This window comes from Bifidobacterium sp. B4142 (genome assembly GCF_026537325.1).
Lineage (GTDB): Bacteria > Actinomycetota > Actinomycetes > Actinomycetales > Bifidobacteriaceae > Bombiscardovia.
In genome coordinates this window covers 188,593-210,054 of record NZ_JAFNMJ010000002.1, presented here as the reverse complement: position 1 = coordinate 210,054, position 21,462 = coordinate 188,593, and the positions used below count along the sequence as shown (strand labels likewise).

At 56.0% G+C, this 21,462-nt stretch carries 11 protein-coding genes; 1 reads left to right on the top strand and 10 read right to left on the bottom strand.

All coding sequences use genetic code 11. From position 1 onward, the window contains the following. Positions 1–271: 271 nt before the first annotated feature. Positions 272–1,507, bottom strand: a complete 1,236-nt coding sequence (locus tag J3U06_RS05345) for an ROK family protein (protein ID WP_267444542.1) — start codon at positions 1,505–1,507, stop codon at positions 272–274. A gap of 199 nt (positions 1,508–1,706) precedes the next feature. Here J3U06_RS05345 and J3U06_RS05340 point away from each other — a divergent pair, with 199 nt between their 5' ends. Continuing rightward, complete coding sequence (locus J3U06_RS05340; protein WP_267444541.1) at positions 1,707–3,248, top strand: xylulokinase; 1,542 nt, start codon at positions 1,707–1,709, stop codon at positions 3,246–3,248. Between the two features lie 19 nt (positions 3,249–3,267). Here the strand turns inward: J3U06_RS05340 and J3U06_RS05335 are convergent, their stop codons facing one another. The 9 genes from J3U06_RS05335 to J3U06_RS05295 all read right to left on the bottom strand — a co-directional run bounded on the left by J3U06_RS05335 (position 3,268) and on the right by J3U06_RS05295 (position 21,127). Beyond that, on the bottom strand, positions 3,268–6,564 hold the full coding sequence (locus tag J3U06_RS05335) for a glycoside hydrolase family 2 TIM barrel-domain containing protein (protein WP_416378933.1): 3,297 nt from the start codon (positions 6,562–6,564) through the stop codon (positions 3,268–3,270). Positions 6,565–6,619: 55 nt separating this feature from the next. Next, positions 6,620–7,693, bottom strand: a complete 1,074-nt coding sequence (locus J3U06_RS05330) for a LacI family DNA-binding transcriptional regulator (RefSeq protein ID WP_267444540.1) — start codon at positions 7,691–7,693, stop codon at positions 6,620–6,622. An 81-nt stretch (positions 7,694–7,774) separates the two neighbouring features. Then, positions 7,775–10,327: a glycoside hydrolase family 31 protein gene (locus J3U06_RS05325; RefSeq protein ID WP_267444539.1), complete on the bottom strand. Its 2,553-nt coding sequence runs from the start codon at positions 10,325–10,327 to the stop codon at positions 7,775–7,777. 85 nt (positions 10,328–10,412) lie between these two features. After that, complete coding sequence (locus tag J3U06_RS05320; protein ID WP_267444538.1) at positions 10,413–11,681, bottom strand: glycoside hydrolase 5 family protein; 1,269 nt, start codon at positions 11,679–11,681, stop codon at positions 10,413–10,415. 16 nt (positions 11,682–11,697) lie between these two features. Next, on the bottom strand, positions 11,698–12,531 hold the full coding sequence (locus tag J3U06_RS05315; RefSeq protein WP_267444537.1) for a carbohydrate ABC transporter permease: 834 nt from the start codon (positions 12,529–12,531) through the stop codon (positions 11,698–11,700). Then, the gene (locus tag J3U06_RS05310; protein ID WP_416378939.1) at positions 12,521–13,498 is read right to left on the bottom strand and encodes a carbohydrate ABC transporter permease; all 978 of its coding nucleotides are present in this window, start codon (positions 13,496–13,498) and stop codon (positions 12,521–12,523) included. The genes J3U06_RS05315 and J3U06_RS05310 overlap by 11 nt, the downstream gene beginning before the upstream one ends. Then, positions 13,495–14,769, bottom strand: a complete 1,275-nt coding sequence (locus J3U06_RS05305; protein ID WP_267444535.1) for an ABC transporter substrate-binding protein — start codon at positions 14,767–14,769, stop codon at positions 13,495–13,497. Before J3U06_RS05305 ends, J3U06_RS05310 begins: the two co-directional genes overlap by 4 nt. Before the next feature lie 21 nt (positions 14,770–14,790). Continuing rightward, on the bottom strand, positions 14,791–17,937 hold the full coding sequence (locus J3U06_RS05300; RefSeq protein WP_267444534.1) for an alpha-mannosidase: 3,147 nt from the start codon (positions 17,935–17,937) through the stop codon (positions 14,791–14,793). Between the two features lie 46 nt (positions 17,938–17,983). Next, entirely contained in the window at positions 17,984–21,127 is a 3,144-nt protein-coding gene (locus J3U06_RS05295; protein WP_267444533.1) for an alpha-mannosidase, read from the bottom strand. Positions 21,128–21,462: the final 335 nt, after the last annotated feature.

Genomic DNA, 21,462 nt, shown 5'->3' with positions numbered 1-21,462 from the left:
TGGTGCGGCATTCGATGTCTCGGACTTCCCTAGGGGACCGCCGACCCAGACGAGCCTGGTACGGATGCCGCGCGCCTGGACCTGTCCGTAACGCCTGTATACCGACAATGCCCACGCATACTTCAGGGTCGGCGGCAAACAGCTGCCCGCTGACTCGGAAGCACCACAAACTGGCAATTGGACCACTGCTGAGCCAACCACCTGGCCGGTTCATACATTCGCGGACCATCGTGTGAATCGTTGTAAAAGTCACCTTGATGCTGTAGGCGGATCAGTCTTCGAAGAAAGCCAAAGGATCATCGATGAAGCAACGCAATCCTACCAGCGCTGCCCCCCTGAGTGCCGGATAGTCGGGCTGGGACGGGATGAGCACGCGGATGTCCACGGCTGCTCGGCCCAGGGTCAGCTGATTGAGGCGGTCCTGCAAACGCTGCGCCAGGTTCCCCCCGAAGTGCGACCAGAACCCTCCCAGAATGACCGTGTCCACGTCGACGATGTTGATGGCTGTGGCGATGACCGAGATCATGGCATCGAGTCCCCGGTCGATGGCATCCACAGCCTTGGCATCTCCGCGCTGCCAGCGTCGGTACAGTTCCTCCATGGCCTTGGGCGTGTCTGCTTCGGTTCCTGCGGCGATGCCAGCCGCCTCCACCAGAGCCCTGCGCCCGGCGTAGGTCTCCAGACATCCGCGGCGGCCGCAACGGCAGGTAGGGCCGTTCAGATCCACCGAGGCATGTCCCAATTCGCCGGCGAATCCGTGGTCACCGGTCTCCACGGTCCCGCGACGGACTACAGCCCCACCGATGCCGATGTCAGTGGAGATGTAGACGAAAGAGTCTGTGGGCGATAGCGGACTGTCGTGCCCGTCTGCAGGACGCTGGGCTGCGTAGCCGGGAATCTGCGCCAGTGCAGCCAGACGCGCCTCGTTGCCCGCCTTTGGAGCCAGGCGACGAACCAAAGGAAACTCCTTCAGATCCAGACGCTCCCATCCAAGATTCCGGGCCATGAGCAGGGTGTCACCGCCGCCGACCAGGCCGGGCAATGCGAGGCCCGAACCCACAGTGCGGTAGCGCCGACGAGACAACTTGCGCTCGATGGGCTTGGTCAGCTTCTCCAGTTTGGCAAAAACCTGATCGGGCTCCGCCTCATGCATATCGTCCTTGACCCAAGCTGAATCGATCAGGGTCCCGTCCAGATCCATGGCCAGACAGCCATAGCCATCCGTGTTGATCTGCAGGCCCAGACCCGCCCAGCGTCCATGGGCGATGGACAACGGAGTGCTGGGCCGACCATGGCTGCTCTGCGCAGAGTCAGGCTCCTCCTCGCGCACCACCCGGTTCCTGAGCAGAAGCCCGGCCAGGAGCGACATAGTGGCCTTGGTCAGCCCCGTGGACTTGGCCAGATCCGCCCTGCTGAGCGAGGTGGACGACCGCAGGATGGTGTCGATGATGACCGAGAGGTTGTGGTTCCTCAGATCATCCTGATTGATGGAGCGCAGGGCAGTCACGATTCAACAACCTTTCATGAACAAACACAGACCCGAAGGATCTCATGCTATCTTCTATATTTTACGTTCCGGCTTGACGGCAAGTCAGCAATTGAAAGGTCATCCAGAGTCACCGTCCCATTTAGTTCAGCGACTTAATAATTGGGATATCATTATGGAGTACTCCAATGACCAGAGCGTGACAAGCGAGGAGGCTGACATGAATGAGATCCTGGTGGCGGGAGTGGACACATCGACCCAGTCCTGCAAGGTGAGGGTCACCGAGGCCCGGACCGGTCGGCTGGTCCGCTTCGGCAAGGCTCCACACCCGGCAGGCACCAGCGTCGATCCCATGGCCTGGTGGAAGGCCTTTCAGGAGGCTTCGGCCCAGGCGGGAGGTCTGAACGATGTCTCGGCCATTAGCGTGGGCGGCCAGCAGCACGGCATGGTATTGCTGGACCGCCAAGGGCAGGTGATCAGGGATGCCCTGCTCTGGAACGATACGCGTTCGGCTCCTGATGCCGACGATCTCATCATCCGGCTAGCCAAGTCCAAGACCTGCGAGGCTGAAAGCGCTCGGGCGGAAAACAATGGGCCAAGCAAGAACCCGGATTCAGACCAGGACCTGGTCATGCTGGGCAAACAAGCCTGGGTGCGGGCTGTGGGTTCCTCCCCCGTAGCCTCGCTGACCATCACCAAAGTAGCCTGGATCAACCGGGTGGAGCCGGATAATGCAAAGGCTATCTCGGCTATCTGCCTCCCCCACGACTGGCTGAGCTGGGCCATCGCCGGCCACGGCCCTGCTGCCGACCCCGAGACTGAACCCGGGCTGGAGGACCTCTTCACTGATCGCTCTGATGCTTCCGGCACCGGCTACTATGACCCCGCTGCCGACCGCTACCGGCGTGACCTGCTGGCCATGGCCCTACCCGACGGCATGGCCGAGCATGTGATCCTACCTAAGGTTCTTGGCCCCCACCAGGTCGGAGCCAAGGCCGACCCCCGCATCGCCGGCAGGGATGTGCCCGGAGGCTGCATCATCGCGCCAGGCGGCGGAGACAACGCCATGACTGCGCTGGGACTGGCCATGCAGGTGGGCGACGTATCCATCTCCCTGGGAACCTCGGGGGTCGCTGCTGCGGTCAGCCCAGTCCCCGCCTACGACATGAGCGCCTCGGTAACCGGATTCGCTGATGCCACCGGCCACTGGCTGCCCCTGGCCTGCACCATCAACGCATCACGCATCCTGGATGCAGGCTCAGCCGCCTTGGGAACTGATTATGACGGTCTGGCGGAGCTGGCGGAGAAGTCCTCGCCGGGAGCCGAGGGCATCACCCTGATCCCCTACTTCGACGGCGAACGCACCCCGAACCGCCCTGATGCCCACGCCAGGCTGGAGGGACTGACCCTGGCCAACACAACCCGCACCAACCTGGCCAGAGCATTCGTGGAGGGCCTGCTCTGCTCCCAGCGTGACTGCCTGGAGCTGCTGAAACGGCTGGGCACCACGGTCGCCAGGATCCTTTTGGTCGGCGGCGGTGCCAAGTCCCCAGCGGTCAGAGCCTATGCCCCGGGAATCCTAGGCATGGATGTGCAGCTGCCCCGGCCGGACGAGTACGTGGCCATCGGTGCGGCCCGCCAGGCAGCCTGGACTCTGACAGGAGAAGAGGAACCTCCATCCTGGCCTGTGGACATCGAGACCACACTGACGGGCGCACCCTGCGAGCAGGTTTACCAGCAGTACCTGCATTGGCGGGGATGAAAGGCCCCGCCAGCCTGGGTCACTTGGAACGGACCCGCAGATGCAGTCCGAAGACCAGATCGGTTTCATCCAGGCGGTAGGCGGGATCCAGCTCGGGTCCGCAGCTGTTGGAACCTATGCCGCTTGTGGCATAGTCCAGGCAGAGCACGGTCGAGCCGCATTCCTCCAACTCATGGTCGTGCCCCTTGACAGTCAGCTCCTCCTGCGTGTAAGGGGAACAATTGAAGCTGATGGGCCCATCCCCCGCCGTCTGCAGCAGGGAGCGGTCATCCTCCACCAGGACGTAGTCGCAGCCATAATGGGAGCCGTTCTCCTGAGGACGCAGGTAGTGCTCGACCATGCCTGACGCGGTGTCATGGAAAACGCCATAGTGGCTGGCACGGTGCATGTCCCGGTAGCTCTCGTAGGGCCCATAGCCGCAGTAGGTGACCCGCTGCAGGCTCTTGGGCAGGAAGAGTCGAAGGCCGAACCTGGGCAGATAGGGGAACTCGGGATCCCGATGCAGCTCCATCTTCAGATCCAGCCCACCCTGGTCGCTCAGGGTCCAGGTGGCGAGAATGCTGCCCATGGGCTGAATGAAGGGCGCCACCAGGGACAGCTCGGCTCTGATCGTGGTCAATCCCCTGCCCTGGTCGGTCTGCAGCTGGCAGGATAGGGCTCGAGTACTAGCCCGGTCGTATTCAGCCTTGCGCCATTCCTCCTTGATGGTGGCATCGTTGTCGGTGGGCGCCCGCCAGAGGTTGACCTCCATAGGGGCGGTCAACAGGGAACGGTTGTCGATGCTCATGGATTCCACCATGCCGGTACGGCGGTTGAAGACGTAGCGCCAGTCGGCCCCCTCCACATTGAAACGGGCATCAGTCCGCCTGACCACCGGCCGGTGGGCGCCCCGGGATCCGCTGCCGGGGTCGGCACTGATGACCCTGGCCACGCCGTTAGGACGTTCAGGCAACCCCATGTCCGCAGCTTCAAGCTGATCAAAGCCCAGCGGATGCCCTTGGGGAAGCACTGGATCGGCCTTGGCCAGGGTGTACTCCACAAGCAAGGCCAGACGGCCATGCTCAGGCGGATCCATGGGCGGCAGACCCACGGTGCCCTCAGCATGGGGGGCGATATGCAGGCCGGTCCCCCGATCCAGTTCGGGCGTCCCGGAGGCCACCGGCTCCCCATCACACAGGAGGGTCCACTTCAGGCTCAGATATTCATCCAAAGAGGTGAAATCCAAATAGTTATGCAGGGTGAGCAGCCGGGTCTGGGGATCGTAGCCGACCAAACGTGTTGGGCGGAAGACGTTCTTGAACTCCTCGAGGCCGGTGTGGGGCCGCCGGTCGGGGTAGACCAGGCCGTCCATGCAGAAGTTGGCATCATGGGGGTACTCGCCGTGGTCTCCCCCGTAGGCATAGATCCGACGGCCCTTGTGGTCCCTGCCCTGGTCGATGGCGTGGTCGGCCCACTCCCAGATGCAGCCGCCCAGGAGCCCCGGATGGGCCTGAATGACCCGGAAGTAGTCCTCCAGATCCCCGGGGCCCAGTCCCATGGCATGGCAGTATTCACAGAGGAAGTAAGGCCGACGGCCCCCGTCCCCGTCATCCCCGTGGCTGCTGATGCCGTGAGGACCCTCAGATGTGAAGTAATCCTCGATTTGTTTGATGCTGGGATACATCCGCGAGGTGATGTCCAGATTGCTGTAGTCCAGGTCCTTCCGAGGCGAGCCGTGGATGGCCGACTCGTAGTGGGTCAGACGGGAGGGGTCCCGGGACTTGGTCCAGGCCAGAGCCGCTTCGATGCCGCAGCCGTATCCGCTTTCGTTGCCCATGGACCAGATCAGGATGGAGGGATGGTTCTTGTCCCGTTCCAGGCTGCGCTGGACCCGGTCCACAATGGCCTTGGTAAAGATCGGTTCGTCGGCGATGCGACCATTCCAGTAATCTGGCTCCTTCCAGTCCGGACCGTGGTAGAGGGCCTCGATGCCGTGGGTTTCCAGGTCGGCCTCGGCGATCAGATAGAAGCCCAGCTGGTCGTAGAGGGCGTAATACTGGGGGCTGTTGGGGTAATGGGAGGTGCGGATAGCGTTGACATTGTGCTCTTTCATCAGGGTCAGGTCACGCATGATCTGCTCCTGATCGATGGCGAAGCCGGTGCGCGGATCCCCGTCGTGCCGGTTGACCCCGTGAATCTTGATAGGGCTGCCGTTGACCTTGACCACCTGGCCGTCCACGCTGATGGTGCGCAGGCCGATGTACTCGGTGATGACCTCATCCGAGTCGCTGGAGCCGGTAGAGGTGGCCCTGGTCGACAAGGTCAGCCGGTAAAGTTCAGGATCCTCGGCATTCCAGAGACGAGGATGGCCAACCTCCATGGCAAATTGCGCAGGCTCCTTGCAACCCGTCAGCTCGGCCCGTGCCACCTCCACACCGTCAGGGTCGGTCAGCAGAGCCTGGATGTCCAAAGCGGCATCATCCTGGCCCGATACCCCGGTCGGATCCAGATCCAGGGTCACACTGGCATGGCTCATGTCCTTATCGAGGTCAGTGTGGACGAACCAGTCACGCAGACGTGCCTTGGGCCGACGCAGGATGTAGACATCGCGGAAGATGCCACTCATGCGGAACTTGTCCTGGTCCTCCAGATAGCTCCCATCACACCACTTGAGCACCAGAACGGCCAGCTGGTTACGGCCCCGCTGCAGATGGTCGGTCACGTCGAATTCGCTGGTGGCGTGCGAGACCTGGCTATAGCCGATCAGATCCCCATTGACCCAGAGATAGAAGCAGGAATCCACCCCCTCGAAATTGAGCAGGGCCCGAGGCGCTGAGGGATCGGGATCGTAGTCGAAGGCGCGCAGGTAGATGCCGCAGGGATTGTCGGCAGGCACCCTGGGCGGATCAAAGGGGAAAGGATAGCGCACGTTGGTATATTGGGGATTGTCATAGCCCTGGGTCTGCCAGACTCCCGGCACATGGATGGGCTTGTACACCCCTCGGCCCGCATCCTTGGAAGGGCTGTAGTCGGCTTCAAAGAAGACCGGATCCTCGGCCTCGACCGCGGATTGGACCTCGGCGTCCAGCTGGTCGATGCTGGCATAATAGCGAAAATCCCAGTCCCCATCCAGGTCCAGGTAGCGATCGGAACGCCTGCGCAGGTCACCACGCGTGTCCATGGGGGCGCCGGCTGGCACGCAGTATGCACGGTTGGGCTCGGTCCCCACATGCAGCGTGGCTGGATCCTCGTAATAACGTGGTATGAACATGACTATTCCATCCTCCTCGGTGGCCATGGCAGCAGACGTTTCACAGGCGTAATTGTTTACGCTCACATGCGACCATGATAGCGGGGCCATGGCACAGAATTCCCGGAGGTTGTCACAGTCCTCATTGCACCGGACGCGCCGTGCTCTCACGGATGACCAGCTTGGGGGTCAAAATTCGGCGGTTGCTGCTAATTGCACCGCCGTCGAAGACCTTTAAAAGCAGATTGGCGACCTTTGTGCCATACAGCCCCGCATCACGATGTACTGCAGTTATCGATGGACTGGTGGACTGACAGATGAAGCTGTCCTCGAAACTCACGATACCCGGCAACTCGTCAGTCATAGCCGGAAGGTTTGTAGCGGCTTCGTCCGAACGACTCATATTCAGGGATCGCAGGCTCGCAGCCGCCAGAATTTCATTCTCATAGATAAATGCTGTATAAGGGTTTGCACTCGAAAACAACGATAAGGTCTGGTTCACGGCTTCAGCAGGATCAAAATCCGTGAATTTGACGATAGCTGAATCCAGGCCATTGCTTTGAGCAAAATGATGGAATGCAGAGGCCCTAGCCCTGCTGTAATCCAATTTTGAATCTCCGGAAAGGTAAGCGATCCGTTTATGACCTTGAGCTCTCAGATGTCTGAGAATGGTGGTCATGGTTTTGGAATCATCGATCGAGAGTGAAGGCAGATCATGGTGGGTATCGGGGCCGCCCGCCAACACGGCTGGCATTCCCAGAGCTTTGAGTCTGCCCGGCCTCGGATCGTCGATTAATGAGTCCACCAGGATGACTCCGTCTACTCTTTTTCGTCGAGCCCAATCGTCGTATGTTGTTAATTCCTCCTCCAAGGAACGGCAGGGCCGAAACAAGAGGCCATACCCGTGATCGCTGAGGGATGCATGAATTCCAGCCATGAAATGCAACATGAAAGTTTCCGTCTGGAAAGCATCTGTGGATCGTGCCGGAGCAAATCCAATGGTCATGGTACGAGAGGAACCAAGGGCCTGAGCCGCGTACACAGGACTCCAACCAAGCCTAGCCGCCGCGTCCTTGACCCTTTGCTTGGTACGTCTGGATACGCCGGGCTTGTCATTAATAGCGAACGAAACAGCGGTCTGGGATATGCCTAGCTCTTTAGCTATATCCTTCAGGCTGACGCGTTGCAGCTCCGAAGACGAATCCTTCCGCTCCATATCTGTTTGGACTCGACTCATACCCTTCCCCTGCTCCACTGTCAGTAACTGTCGCCTTACCTTGAATGTACGGATAACCCACTAACCCCTAAGGAATATTTCCTCCAGACCTCGTATTACTTCCTGCGGCATGTGGGATTGGAACCAGGAAGGTTCACCATAATCCCCGGGAGGCATTTCGAGAGTATGAAGGGCTGACAATGCTTTGACGCCAAGATTTCTGACTTGATCCCAGGCTTGTTCCTTAGTGAAATAGAACATTTGTGCACCTCGCAACAATTGTAGAGCATCATGATTCATAGGGTTATGCGCGACTTGTGGTCGATCATTGAACACCAGATTAATTTGCGAGGTACACAACAGACTTCGTAAGGTTACGATCAAGCTGAGTCGTTCCTCATCGTAAGTGCAGGAAAAAGGGATGATATGACCGTCTGACAGTACAGTGATTCTTCCTGCATCCACTGGGGCGAGGCCGCGGAACGTCAGTATCCAATCCCTGCGCTTTGGCACCACAAGCCCCGGGTCACTAGACACTCCTATTGCCCCTTCTTCCGGAAATACTTTAGCCGGGCTGATAGTGAATTCTCCTTCTTGCCAATTCAAGTCCAGATCCGTCCGCACCCATGTAATCCTGCCCTGAGGTGCCCCGTCATCCTCCCAGAGAGTGAAATGCCCGTCATCACCAGGGAAGATACGTAAGTCTAGACATTGTGGATTTGCCACTGTGTTCAGCGAATAATCATAACCGTCATCATCTTGTCCCCTATGGTGAGCATGACTCTGAAGTGGAACGATACCTCCTGCCTTGGCAAAAACCGGCATTCGATCCAGCCCACGCCAGACTTCCATGCTGCGGCCATTCTTCTGTTCTGCATCATAATGACGGCCATCAAACCAGTCGAACCATAGGCCATGCGGAAACCAAACTTGCGCTTTGGCTTTCTGCAAGGCGCTATCAGCTGGTTCCAAAATAGGAGAAACAATCAACTCGGTGCCGAACATGTACTGAGTGGGCACATTGCCTCCGCAATAATGCCAATACATCGGTTCTACCAATGGCAAATCCTCATATGCGGCACGTCTATTCATGGAATACAAATATGGAATCAGCGCATGTCGCAGTCTGAGGGCTTCGACCATACTCTGAGCAATATCCACGCGAAAGTTCCAAGGTTCTTTGCCATTAAAAGGTGATGAACTCGAGTGCAATCGGTTGATGGGGCTGAAGGTCCCCAACTGATACCATCGGGCCTCCAACTCTTCATCTCGGTAACCAAACATATGACCGCCGATGTCATGACTCCACCACCCGTAACCGATATTGCTGGCCATAGCAGTGAAATATGGCTGGAATCTGAGCGATTTCCAACTAACAATGGTATCACCTGAGAAGCCTACCGGATAACGGTGCGAGCCAGGACCGGCATATCTGGAGAAAGTCAGAGGCCGATGCCCTGGCATATGAGCCGAATCCAAATAGTGCAGATGATTCAGCAACCACAATGGATCCAAATCCTTCTGCTTAGCAATGGATCCTTGTTGCCAATCAATCCACCAAAAATCAACACCTTGTTCTTCCATTGGATGCAAAAGGGCATCGAAATAAGCGCTCATACTCACGGGTGAAGTCACATCAAATTCGACTGTTTTTCTTGATGCGGGATCAATCCCGGCGGCTCTAGCTACACGCTCATATGGTTCTTCAAACGATCTAACCCCATCACGCGGATGCAGGCTGAGCGTGATTCGCATGCCATGCTCGTGCAACCAATGCAGAAAGTCGTTTGGATTAGGGAATAGCTCCTTATTCCAAGTATAGCCCGTCCAACCTGAGCCTAAGCTGGGATCAATGTCAACAAGATGCCAGTCCATGTCGATGACGGCAACGGTGAATGGAATACCTTCATGATTGAACCGTACCATAAGCTGTTCATACTCGTCCTGCGAATACCGATGGTAACGGCTCCACCAGTTACCGAGGACGTATCTAGGCAAGAGCGGAGTATGACCGCTCAAATGGTAAAAATCTTTTACAGCCTCGGTGATCCTCTGATTGTAGCCAAAGAAATACCAATCCTGGCTCGGCCCTTCCTTAGGGAAGACCCAGGTACCGAAAGGATTGGGCTTGCCGCCTACCTGATCCGCCTTGCGTATCAGACTTGTATGACTATCGTCAATTACTGCCCAGCCGTGTTTGGATATCAAACCTGGATCAAGTACAGTAGGACCTTCGATTTGATCGAGGGTCCTGGTGGTTCCTCCCAAATTGCCTTTCTGTTCATCTCCATAATGCCAGGTACTCTCTTGAGCACCAGAATGCTTCATATAGATGTACAGTCCTTCAGGTCTGAAGGGTTGCCCGTCGTAGAATATTCGCAACTCTGAAGTCTCTATTTCCAACGAACCATCATCATTGCGCGTGACTGTATAGTTCGGAACTGGCTCGAATCGCCGATTAATAGCCATAGTCGTGGCATCATCGACAAACACACCAGTATCTGACCACTCAAAACGTATTAGCGCATCCGTAAGAATGCCTATTCTCCACTGGTCGCCCTGCACGACCGATTTTTCGCACATCCGAGGATGCGCCCCCATGCTCTCCAATGAGAACAAACGAGAATCAACCATCCGTTTATCTCCCTTTCTTTATTTGCTTCAGTGGAGATACTCCGCTCATCCTCGAAGGATCTCCCCGTTACGGTCCAAGTTACGTTCAATCCGATCGGGCTACATTGCTGTATACATTCCCAGTACGAAGCTCAACTGGTAAGCATTCATGTATGCCCCTTGCATTTAGGCACTGCTCGTCATGCATGCAGGCAGAAGTGACCACTGCTGGATGCTCTCCTGATCGTGACAACTGCATCCAAGCTTCGAAAACAGAGCCTCCAGGAGCCAAGGAACCTCGCGACTGCGGCAACCCTTGCTTGTCCACATCGACTACCACAGCAACCGGTCTATTGACAGAAACAGGCAAGGGCTCGGCCACCATCTGCGAAAAGGCTTTGCCAACCTCCGTTAGATTCCCTTTAAGGTTAAAGAGACCCAGGTGATGCTCCAACTCCGGAAAGTCAACAAAACGCTCATCGACATCATGGGAACACCACCAAGTAATGCCATAGAGATCTTTGCAACGCAGCATTCTCTGGATTGAGAGATTACAGAAAACTCCGGATTCACTACTATTTATCACATTATTCGGAGCCCCAATCTCCTGGACCCATACTTGCCGATGATCACGACGCGCGAAAGCTTTGGACAATTCGACAAGGTACTCAGCATGGCTAACACTTTCGACGCTCAGAGCACCGTAATACTGAGCAGTTCCGTTGAAGACCCACGAATGAATAGCTGTAACGTCTCCTAGATTCGCTGCCAGGCGGGGTGTAAATGGATGACCATCGGCATACCAGACCTCATCATTCTCACTGTGCAGAAGCACTCTCCCATCGTGGCGGGCGCGCTCCTGCAAAGGCAAAAGTAAGGCGCGAAGCCAAACGTCGGCCTGCTCCTTTGTCAGTGGCATTGGCGAAGGATGGGTCGTACTCGCGAACTGGTTGCATTCGTTACCTAGGGTCAATCCAGCAAAGCCTTGAACATCAGCCATAACGTCATAGATGGCCATAACCAGCTGACTCTGAGCCTTTATAGCTTGAGCATCAATAAACATATTGCGAGAATGCCAAGAGCGCAACCAAGACGGAAGAAAATCAAAACTGGACAAGTGCCCCTGCAGCACATCAACATAACAGTCCAAACCTGCTCCGGCCGCCAGTTCCCCCATATGCCGCAAGTCATCTAAGGCTTGAGGGTTGATATAGTTTCTGTTCGGTTGCAGGATAGGCCATAGAGGGAAGATTCTTACATGATCCACCCTGGTTGAGGCTATCTGTTCCAGGTCTTCTCTGATGCGTCCCCAATCCGGATGCAGCCATGTATAGAACCAACCGGCGGATGGTGTGTAATTAACGCCGTATTTCATGAGTATATGTTTTCCGTTATTCCTTAACTCCTCCAACTTCCAGTCCGTGGAAAATATAGCGTTGGAAGACGAAGAAGAAGATGAGAATGGGCACCAGAGCAATGACAGTCCCGGCAGCTACCAATCTGGGATCCGAAACAAATGTTCCCTGCAGACGAGACATCCCTAACGTCAACGTGTAGTGACTGTCGTCTGTCAGAACGATCAGAGGCCAGAGGAAGTCATTCCATGAACCCATGAATGAGAAGATAGCCACTAGAGCCATAGTTCCCTTGACCTGCGGTGCACAAATCATGGTGAACCTTTGCCAAACGCTAGCGCCATCCATTTCCGCGGCCTCAATCAGGTCTCGAGGTATCGCACGAAATGCATTAACGAACAGCAGAATGTTCATCGCGCTTACAATACCGGGCAACGCGACACCTATCAAGTTGTTCTGTAAATTCAGAGAACGAATGATCAGGAACTGCGTAATCATAACTGTTTCTCCAGGAATCAGCATGGAAAGAAACAGGATTCCAATTACGATCCGTTTTCCTTTGAACTTGAGCAAAGCAATGGCATAGCCGGCCGTAGTGCCGCTGACAACATTACCGAGGATATTGATGGCAGCCACAACCAGTGTGTTTAGTGCATAGCCAACTATAGGCAGACGCTTGAAGACTCCGCTGAAGTTGTCGACAGTAGGGTCGCGAGGCCAGAAGTATGGCGGAACTGCATACATATCATCCTTAGGACCCTTGAAAGCCAATGATATCTGCCAAAGCAGCGGGCAGGCAAGGAAAAGAAAGAGCAGGATCAAGACGACATACTTCGTGACTTTGCCCACCGTTATATGCTTACTCATCATCAGAGGACCTCGATTCCAAGAACCATTCGAAGAGAATCAAAGCACCGAGCACAAAGAACATGACCAGACCCAACGCCCCAGCATATCCGGTTCGAGCATTGATGCCAGTACCTTCGTTCTTGATTAGCATTGTCATGGTAATGTCGGCCCCGCCGACTCCTCCGCTACCGTTAGTCAACATGTAAATCTCACCAAAAACTCTGAATGCTGACATCGAAGACAGCAAGGAGATCAGAATCATAGTCCAGGTACATCCAGGCAGGGTGACATGAATGAATTGACGGACTGCACCTGCTCCATCAATTTGCGCAGCTTCGTACAAGACAGGATCAATATTGGCGATGGTAGTCAAATAAATAATCATGTAGTAGCCCAGACCGGTCCAAATAGTTATAGTCATAGCGCTGAACAGGAGCAGCCAACGGTCGGTGAGAAATGGAATGGGCTTGGTTATCCAGTGCAAGGCACGAAACATTCCATTGACTAGCCCCTTGGAATCCAGCAAGTTGGTCCAAATCAATCCGACCACCACACTGGACATGATTACCGGAATATAGAACGATGTTCGAAAGAATCCCATTATTCTGGTTCTGTCGGCCACCAACGCCGCAAGAATCAGCGGCAGGATAATCATGAAGGGCACAACACAGACGACATACAGAGATGAGTTTGTCATTGCCGTTATGAAATGAGGATCATGGAACATATCGACAAAATTCTGGAATCCGATAAACTTTCCAGGACGCAATAAGGTCGAATCCGTGAAGGACAAGCGGATTGTATTCAGGAACGGCAACAAGGAAAAGATCAGAATCCACAAAATCGGGATAGTCACGAAGAACCATGGAGCAATGACACCGCTCCTATTGGCACCCAAAGGATGCACATAAGTGCCGTCAGGGTTAAGGCGCCGGGCGCTGGCGGAACCAGCGCCCTTCCGCTGTCTATGGGACAACTGAGCCATTATTTCAACCTGCCATTGGCGTATTCGACAACATTGTCCAGCGCTTGCTTGGGAGTCACCTTGCCTTGCAGGGCCTGGGCGATCTGCTCTTGAAGTCTGGTGCCGTCTACTGCAGTAAACTGCGGAGGACCCCATATACGTCCTTCACGCACCTGCTTGGCGACCATCCTCATACCTACAGCATTCATATCATCACCAGAAGGATTGAAGAATGGATCATCAATAGTGCCTTTAGAGGATGGGAAGACATTGGCTTTCTTATCGAAGGCAAGCTGATTCTTAGAGTTTGTCACGAATTTGGCCAGTTTCAGCGCCATGTCCTTATTCTTGGAATTGGCATTGACAGTAATCATCTCCATCATCATGTTCGGATGAGTGTTAGCGACCATGCTGGTAATGCCCATGTGCTCATAAACTTTGGGAGCATTCTTTTTCATATCGTCAATGCTGTACAGGCTGCCATTGAGGAAAACCTGCGAGCCTGAGTTGAAACTCTTTGACTCGCCGCTATTGGAGGTGTTCAGCATCTCGTCAGTAAAGGCCTTGGCCTTATACATGTCCACATAATGCTGGACAAAGGCCACTCCCTTAGGATCATTAAAGGTAAACTTAGTGTGATCTTTATTCATCAGAGGAACGCCGTACATGCCGAAATCTTGAATGCTGGGAAGTCCAGTGGTCATAGCATACTTACCACCACACTTTGGCCCAAAGATTTCAGCATTGGCAAACATCTCATCCTGTGTCTTTGGCACATTGTTTGAATCAAGTCCGCACTCATTGAGCAAGGCCTTGTTATACAAGGTAGGGCCTGTATTCAGGTACCAAGGCAACCCATAGGTGCCCTCCTCCAGATGTGGGCCTTTGAAAGTAGCAGACTGCCATGCAGCATCAAGATATTGATCCTTGGCTTTCGGCTCCTCCTTGGCAATGTTAAGTAGTGCCCCAGCACCAGCCAGGGTATACGCAGCCTCAGGCCCCATATCAATTACATCGGGCAAGGAATTTGCAGCAGCGTCAGTTGAGAGCTTGTCCTCATAGTTGTCAGCCGGCTGATCAACCCACTTGATGTGGACGCCTTTGTTCTCCTTTTCGAACTGCTTGATCAAATCCTGGAAGTATCCTGTGAACTTATCGTTTTTGAGGTTCCATGTCTGAAACTTCAGTTCGGTAGTACCAGACCCGGAGGATGCGCTTCCCCCACATCCTCCGAAGCTCACTACTGCCGCTGCTGAGCACAGCAACGACAGCGCCGTTTTTATGGTTTTGTTCATTGTGATTTCTCCTTTACTAATTCATCCTTGAATTCCGGCTTTAGAAAGCCGAAGAGTAGTAATTTGGAAAGGTCCCAGATGAAGCCGAGCCCCCTCAGCAAGCCCCGGCTTTTTGAGAGCATCAGGCTCACCCTGATAGTGGCGGTTCCGCTCCAGCAAATCGGTCTCATAGACACGTGCCCCCACCATGGGTCCATTCACTGTCAGAGAAGCAGATGCCGGTTGGCCATTGGACTCGTAGATGCGTACTATCAAATCATCTGAGCCATCATCGGCCATCTTGATCCAATCAATGACAGGCAAGCCCTGCACTTTTTGTAAACCGACCAAGGGCGCCATATCGGGCACATCCTTCAATATTGGAGTGTTGATTTCCGCAGCTGCAGCCAAAGTCGAACTCAGATCAGGACCAGGCACCAGAGCCCAATCAAACTCATGGTGGCCCAGATCTGCATGTGGATCTGGTGCCTTGGGAGCACCTACCAGGGTCAGACGTACCTGAGTGCCAACTTCCGGCCCATTCTCAGGTCCATATATAGCGGACACGTCGGAGCCATAGGTCGATCCATTGACGATGCCAACACCGAATTCTTCATTAGCTATTCGAACGAAACGATGCGTACAACTCTCGAAGCATGCTTCATCGGCCTCGGTGTTCTTGACAATAGGACGTTCAATAAGGCCGAATTGGGTTTCATATTGAGCATGTTCTGTTCTGACAGCAAGCGGAAGCACTACCTTGAGCAACTTTTCCGGAACAAGCCAATCAACATCAGTATGAAAATCAAGCTGCCTCAAACCGGGACGCAAACTTATGCTAGTTCGAATAGTGCTTGCACGGTACTTGGTGATCACATGAACGTGAACGGTACCGTCCTCATCAGTCTTCACATTTTCGATTTGACCTTGATCCAAATCAGAGACAGCCAAGAATGCGTCACGCTCCACATCCCAAGCGTCAAAAACGCCCGGCTCATCTTTGAGTACCTGATACAGCCCACAGGATTGGCCAGGTGCCACCATTTCCCTACCGGTAAGCAGGTCGCATATGGACGTCACCACTCCTGATTGAGCAATGCCAACGCGCAAAAAACTGTTGTCCAGAATCAACTCGCTGTTTGCATCATGAGATACCGTGATGGTTGAAGCATTCCGGACCAATCCCCTCGCATTAACCGGGCTCCAGGATACTTGTTCTGATCCAGTTCGGCCGACTTGCATGATCCGCGCTTCAGGCCAAATTCTGGTCTTTGTAGATGCTTCGACAGCGCGCAAGGCATCGGCGGTCAACTCACGTAGCCGGGCCAGATCTTCTGCATACTCCTTGTGAGCCACCCGGTATATCCATGCGATGCCGGATCCAGGCAAAATGTCATGGAACTGATTGAGCAACAAGGTCTTCCAGATTCTGTCAAGCTCTTCTCGGGGATAAGCATATTCCTCATTGACCAATTCGGCATACGCACAGCAATATTCCGTCACGCGCAACCATGATTCCTCTTTGCGGCAACCACGTTTCATGTCCTGCTGAGAGGTCAATGTCTTGCGATGGAGCTCGAGGTACAACTCGCCTTTCCAAGTAGGCATCTCACTGCCCGCTTGGTCAGCCATATCGTGATAGGCCATGTCAAAGAAATGATCTGGATTATCATATTCCACTCGAGGAAGGCCTTCGAAGCTACGAAGACGCGTAGCCCTCATGGTCATCTCTCTTGTTGGTCCTCCACCGCCGTCTCCATAGCCGAACAGCAGAATCCCATGATCCGACAGATCCTTATCCTTGAAATTCTGTTCCGCATAGTGCAGGTCCTTGGGGGACATGTCGGAATCATACTTATCTGCCGGAGGGAAATGGGTGAAGATTCTGGAACCATCAATCCCTTCCCACATAAACGAATGGTGCGGCAACCGTGTCGTATCGTTCCAACAGAGTTTTTGCGTCAGAAACCAACGGGCTCCCGAACGGCGAGCGATTTGGGGCCATGCACCGGAGTATCCAAAACTGTCCGGCAGCCAAACCCCATGGGTTTCAACACCAAACTTTTGCTTAAAATACCGTTGTCCATAAGACAGCTGACGAATCAGCGACTCACCTGAGGGAACCATCCCATCCGATTCAACCCACATGCCTCCTACAGGAACAAACCTTCCCTCCTTTACGTACCGCTGCACACGTTCGAACAAATCCGGGTGCCGTTCTTCGAGCCAAGCATACTGTTGGGCAGAACTCATGACGTAGCAAAACTTTGGATCGTTATCCATGAGGGTCAACACGTTGGCGATTGTTCGTCCTACCTTGCGCTTAGTCTCACGTACAGGCCAAAGCCAAGCTGAATCGATATGAGCATGCCCCATGGCGGATAGCTGTAAAGCGGAAGGTGCGGAAGGTTTATTCATCACTACTTCCAGCGCTTCATGCGCAGCAGGCAGGGTGGCTCTCGTAGTCTCTTCGTCAGCTCCATCAAAGATGTTCATGGAACGCTGCAGAGCCTTAGCCAGCTTCCAATACCTTGGCGAACCAGCATCCAACTGTTCTACGGCGCCGCTGACGATGTCAAGATCTATCCAGTATTCATGAACTGCAAAATCATATTCAGCGATCTGTACCGATTCAAAGACGTAACGCTCGTCCGCTTTACCCGTGGGGGCATCACCGAGACTCGTGACCGTGAAAGATGGGACATTAGGATTGTATGCCGCTTCAACATAGACAGTAAAGGCACCGTCTTGATCAACGACTCGATCTGGCCTGCCATGTTCATCAACCAATGGGACCCAGTAATTACGAGGATGGATGGCCTTGATCACCGAGCCATCAGGTCGATAAGCCATACCCTCGATGTGTCCACCAACTGGCCAATCCAGCCAACCAAGATTGAAGAGCAATTCAATCGGGAATCCATTTCTCGAGCAGCGAGGCAATTGACCAGTTACTTTCATCCACGTCGTCCCCCACGTGGTGCCCCAAGGCTGACCGACGGCAAGGGGAACGAACATTACATCACCGTGCCGAGCTTGACTTAAGAACTCCAGCGGATTCACCGGTTCTCCCGTGTAACGAATAGCCTCTACATCGCACTGAGCCAACACATGGTAGATGTGAGGACGTACTCGCTCATTCATGACCCGCCTGCAGCGATCGATTTCACGTTGAACTTTGAGCAGCATAATCAATGACCCTTCATTGTTCTTCTGACGTTATGCGTGGGCGATTTCATAATTGATGCAGTCTGAGCGTGGTGAATTGGAAAGGCATGAAGTCCAGGGGGGCGCCGTCTGCTTCCACTTCGCCTTCGGCTGCCAATCCGTGCCGCAGATCGTCTGGCAGCGGCGACTCCTCCAGGGAATCGGTCTCCCGTACGGTGGCGCCTTTAAGGAGCCGCCCCGGGCGGAGCCGGCCGCGTGCGGGGGAGGAGTCGGGGTCGTATACGCGGACGATCAGGTCGCCGCTGTTGTCGTCAGCCATCTTCATCCAGTCGATCACCAACCTTCCGGAGTCCGCCTCCAGACTCACCAGAGGCTCTGCGTCGGGCAGGCCCCCGGGGAAGACCGGGGCATTGAGCCGGTATGCCTGCGCCAAGACAGCGTTCTGGTCCTCGTCGGGGACGATGGACCAGGCGAACTCGTGGCGGCCTCGGTCGGTGTCCGGATCGGGGTAGACGGGCGCGGCGAGCAGAGTCAGCCGCACCATGGTGCCTGCCTCCTTGCCATGGGCCGGATCAGCCGGGATCGGCGTGGTGTCGCCGCCGTAGGTCGAGGCGTTGACCACGCCCACGGCCAGGCCGTCGTCCCTCACCCGCAGGAACCGGTGGGTGCAGCTTTCAAACTGAGCCTCTTCAGCTGCGTTGTTCTTCTGGATCGGCCGGTCAATGAACCCGTATTGGCATTCGAACTGGGCGTACCGTGCCTGGATGGCCAAGGGGAGGTCCACTTTGAGCAGCTGCTCGTCCTGATGCCAGTCTACTGAGGCGGTGAAGTCCAGCCTCCTGGCTCCAGGCGCCAGACTGATACCGGTGACGATCCGCGTGGCGCCGTGGGTTCGGACCACGTCCACCCCGCTTTCCCTCGCAGTGATCCGGACCGGATCATCCACCGGGGCGGCGGCGAGCAGGGCATCGCGTTCCAGATCCCAGGCATCCCACATAGCCGGCTCGTCCTTGAGCAGCTCGTAGCCGCCCATGGCCGCGCCGCGCGGGATCAGCTCGCGGCCGGAGACGGCATCCAGCAAGGAGCGGACCGTCCCGTCGTTGCCCACCCTCGCCCTGACGAGGCCGTTGTCCAGCGTGTACCCCTGGCCGTCGGCAACAACCTGGACCCCGGCCTTCGGGCCGCCTGCCTTGGCTGATGGCGACACGGCCCGCCAGGCATTGCCGCCATCGGCATCCATAGGGCTGATGAGGGCGGAAGGCACGCGGCCGGCCCCGTCCTGCGCCCCGGCTACGACATCGGCGGCCTCCTGGCCGATCAGGCGCAGGCGGCCGATGTCACGGCGGTAATCCTCGCGGGCCTGCCGATGCACCCAGGATATGGCCGAGCCGGGCAGAATGTCGTGGAACTGGTTGAACAGCAGGGTCCTCCAGATCCCGTCCAGCTCCGCTTTGGGGTAGGCATAGCCCTTGTCGGCCAAGGCGGCGTAGGCGCACAGGTATTCGACCGTGCGCAGCATGGCCTCCTCCTGCCGACAGCCGCGCTTCATGTCCTGCTGGGAGGTCAGCGTTTTGCGGTGCAGCTCCAGGTAAAGCTCGCCCCTCCAGACCGGCATCTCCCGGCCGGCGCGCTTATGGATCTGCCTGCAGGACTCGCGAAAAAAATCGTCCGGCGCTTCATAGCGCACCCTCGCCACCCCCTCCACGTCGCGCAGACGGTAGAAACGGCCCAGCATCTCGCGGGTGGCTCCGCCGCCTCCGTCACCGTAGCCGCACAGGACCATGGCCCTGTCGGAAAGGTCCTTGTCCCGGTAGTTCTCTTCGGAATGGTTGAGCTCCCGGGCGGTCATGCTCGAAGCGTAGGTGTCCATCGGCGGGAAGTGGGTGAAGATGGACGTCCCATCGATGCCCTGCCAGTCGAAAGTATGGTGGGGGAATTTGGTGGTGTCGTTCCAGGAAATCTTCTGGGAAAGGAAGTAGCGCATCCCCGCGCGGCGGGCGATCTGTGGGAACTGGCCCGTATAGCCAAAGCTGTCGGGCTCCCAAACCACGTCGGTATCCGCCCCCAAGTGCTCGCGGTAGTAGCGTTTCCCGTAACTGAACTGGCGAGTCAGCGACTCGCCTGAGGGCAGCATTCCGTCGGCTTCCACCCACATGCCGCCCACGGGGATGAAGCGCCCCTCCCTGACCCGGCGCAGGAGACGCGCAAACAGATCGGGGTGGTCGGCTTCGAGCCAAGCATACTGCTGCGGCGAGCTCATCGCGTAGATGAAATTAGGATCGCGCTCCATCAAAGCCAGCATGTTGGAGACCGTGCGGGCCACCTTGCGGCGCGTCTCGCGCTTGGGCCACAACCAGGCCGAATCAATGTGCGAATGGCCCACCACTGCATGGTCCAGGCTGCTGGACGCGGCAGGCCGCCCAAGCTCTTCGGCCAAGGCTCTGCGGGCCTGCGGAAGGCTGGCCGCATCCCCTTCCCGATACTCGTTTAAGGAAGCCTGCAGCGCCTTGCCCAGCCGCCAGTAGCGCGGCTGCTTCGGGTCACACTCCCTGATGATCTGATAGGCCGCTTCCAGGTCCATGGCATAGTTCCACATCCTGTAGTCGAAGCGGCAGACATCCAACCGGTTTAGCAGGCTGGGCTCGTCGGCCCGACCGGTGGGGCCTTCCCCCAAGCCGGTCTTGACGAACGCCGGCACCCCCAGGATGAGCGGGTTGCAGGCCGCCTCAAGATAAAGGGTGAAGGTGCCGTCCTGTCGCACCAACGAAGGCTCATCGTTGATAGCCGCCCCGTCCCAGCCCTTGCCGTCCAGCGGGATCCACCGGTTCCTGGGATTCACGGCCTTGATAATGGATCCGTCCGGACGGTGGGCCTGGGCCTCGTAGTGGCTGCCGGGCGAATCCGGCTGCCAGCCCAAGTCTACGATCAGCTCCAGCGGAGCCTCGCCGCGTTGCTCCTGGTCGACGATGCCCGTGATCTCCAGCCAAGTGGTCCCCCAGGTGGTCCCCCAGGCGTCGCCCGGGGCGATGGGCTCGAAGGGCACGGCCCCTCTGCCCAGGCGGTCGAAGAAGTCCCGGGAGGCGACGGGCTCGCCGGGTATCCGGTAGGCCCTCGCCGAGCAACGGCCGACGGCACGATCGACATAAGGACGGACCCTTTGCCGCACGACACGATCACACCTGTCAAGCTCGCGCTCCACGTTAAGCAGCATCCCGCAAACCTCCTCGTCTATTCGAACCGACATCCATAACTAAAGCGGTTTAGTTCTATTATAGCGCATTCTCATAGAACTCAAAATTCTCGAGATATAACCCGCAAATCCAGGCTAAGAACCCGCACGATAAGCGTGTCGTCAGAGGATGCTAGACAAGCTAAAAAACAAAACGAGCAATAACCTTCGCGCTACAGCGTAGAGAACAAATACGGCACAAGACCACGCCAGCGAACAGGCCACCGGTGTAACCCGACGCTACGACCGTTATTTAGTAAGACAAGAATGCCCCCCCTCCTGCTTAAGCTAGGACGTACCTTGTGCCGGACCACGCT

Excerpts from the sequence above, each read along its gene's own strand:
- J3U06_RS05340 (WP_267444541.1), top strand. The coding sequence starts at position 1,707 with ATGAATGAGATCCTGGTGGCGGGAGTGGACACATCGACCCAGTCCTGC.
- J3U06_RS05330 (WP_267444540.1), bottom strand. The coding sequence starts at position 7,693 with ATGGAGCGGAAGGATTCGTCTTCGGAGCTGCAACGCGTCAGCCTGAAG.
- J3U06_RS05325 (WP_267444539.1), bottom strand. The coding sequence starts at position 10,327 with ATGGTTGATTCTCGTTTGTTCTCATTGGAGAGCATGGGGGCGCATCCT.
- J3U06_RS05320 (WP_267444538.1), bottom strand. The coding sequence starts at position 11,681 with ATGAAATACGGCGTTAATTACACACCATCCGCCGGTTGGTTCTATACA.
- J3U06_RS05315 (WP_267444537.1), bottom strand. The coding sequence starts at position 12,531 with ATGATGAGTAAGCATATAACGGTGGGCAAAGTCACGAAGTATGTCGTC.
- J3U06_RS05305 (WP_267444535.1), bottom strand. The coding sequence starts at position 14,769 with ATGAACAAAACCATAAAAACGGCGCTGTCGTTGCTGTGCTCAGCAGCG.
- J3U06_RS05300 (WP_267444534.1), bottom strand. The coding sequence starts at position 17,937 with ATGCTGCTCAAAGTTCAACGTGAAATCGATCGCTGCAGGCGGGTCATG.
- J3U06_RS05295 (WP_267444533.1), bottom strand. The coding sequence starts at position 21,127 with ATGCTGCTTAACGTGGAGCGCGAGCTTGACAGGTGTGATCGTGTCGTG.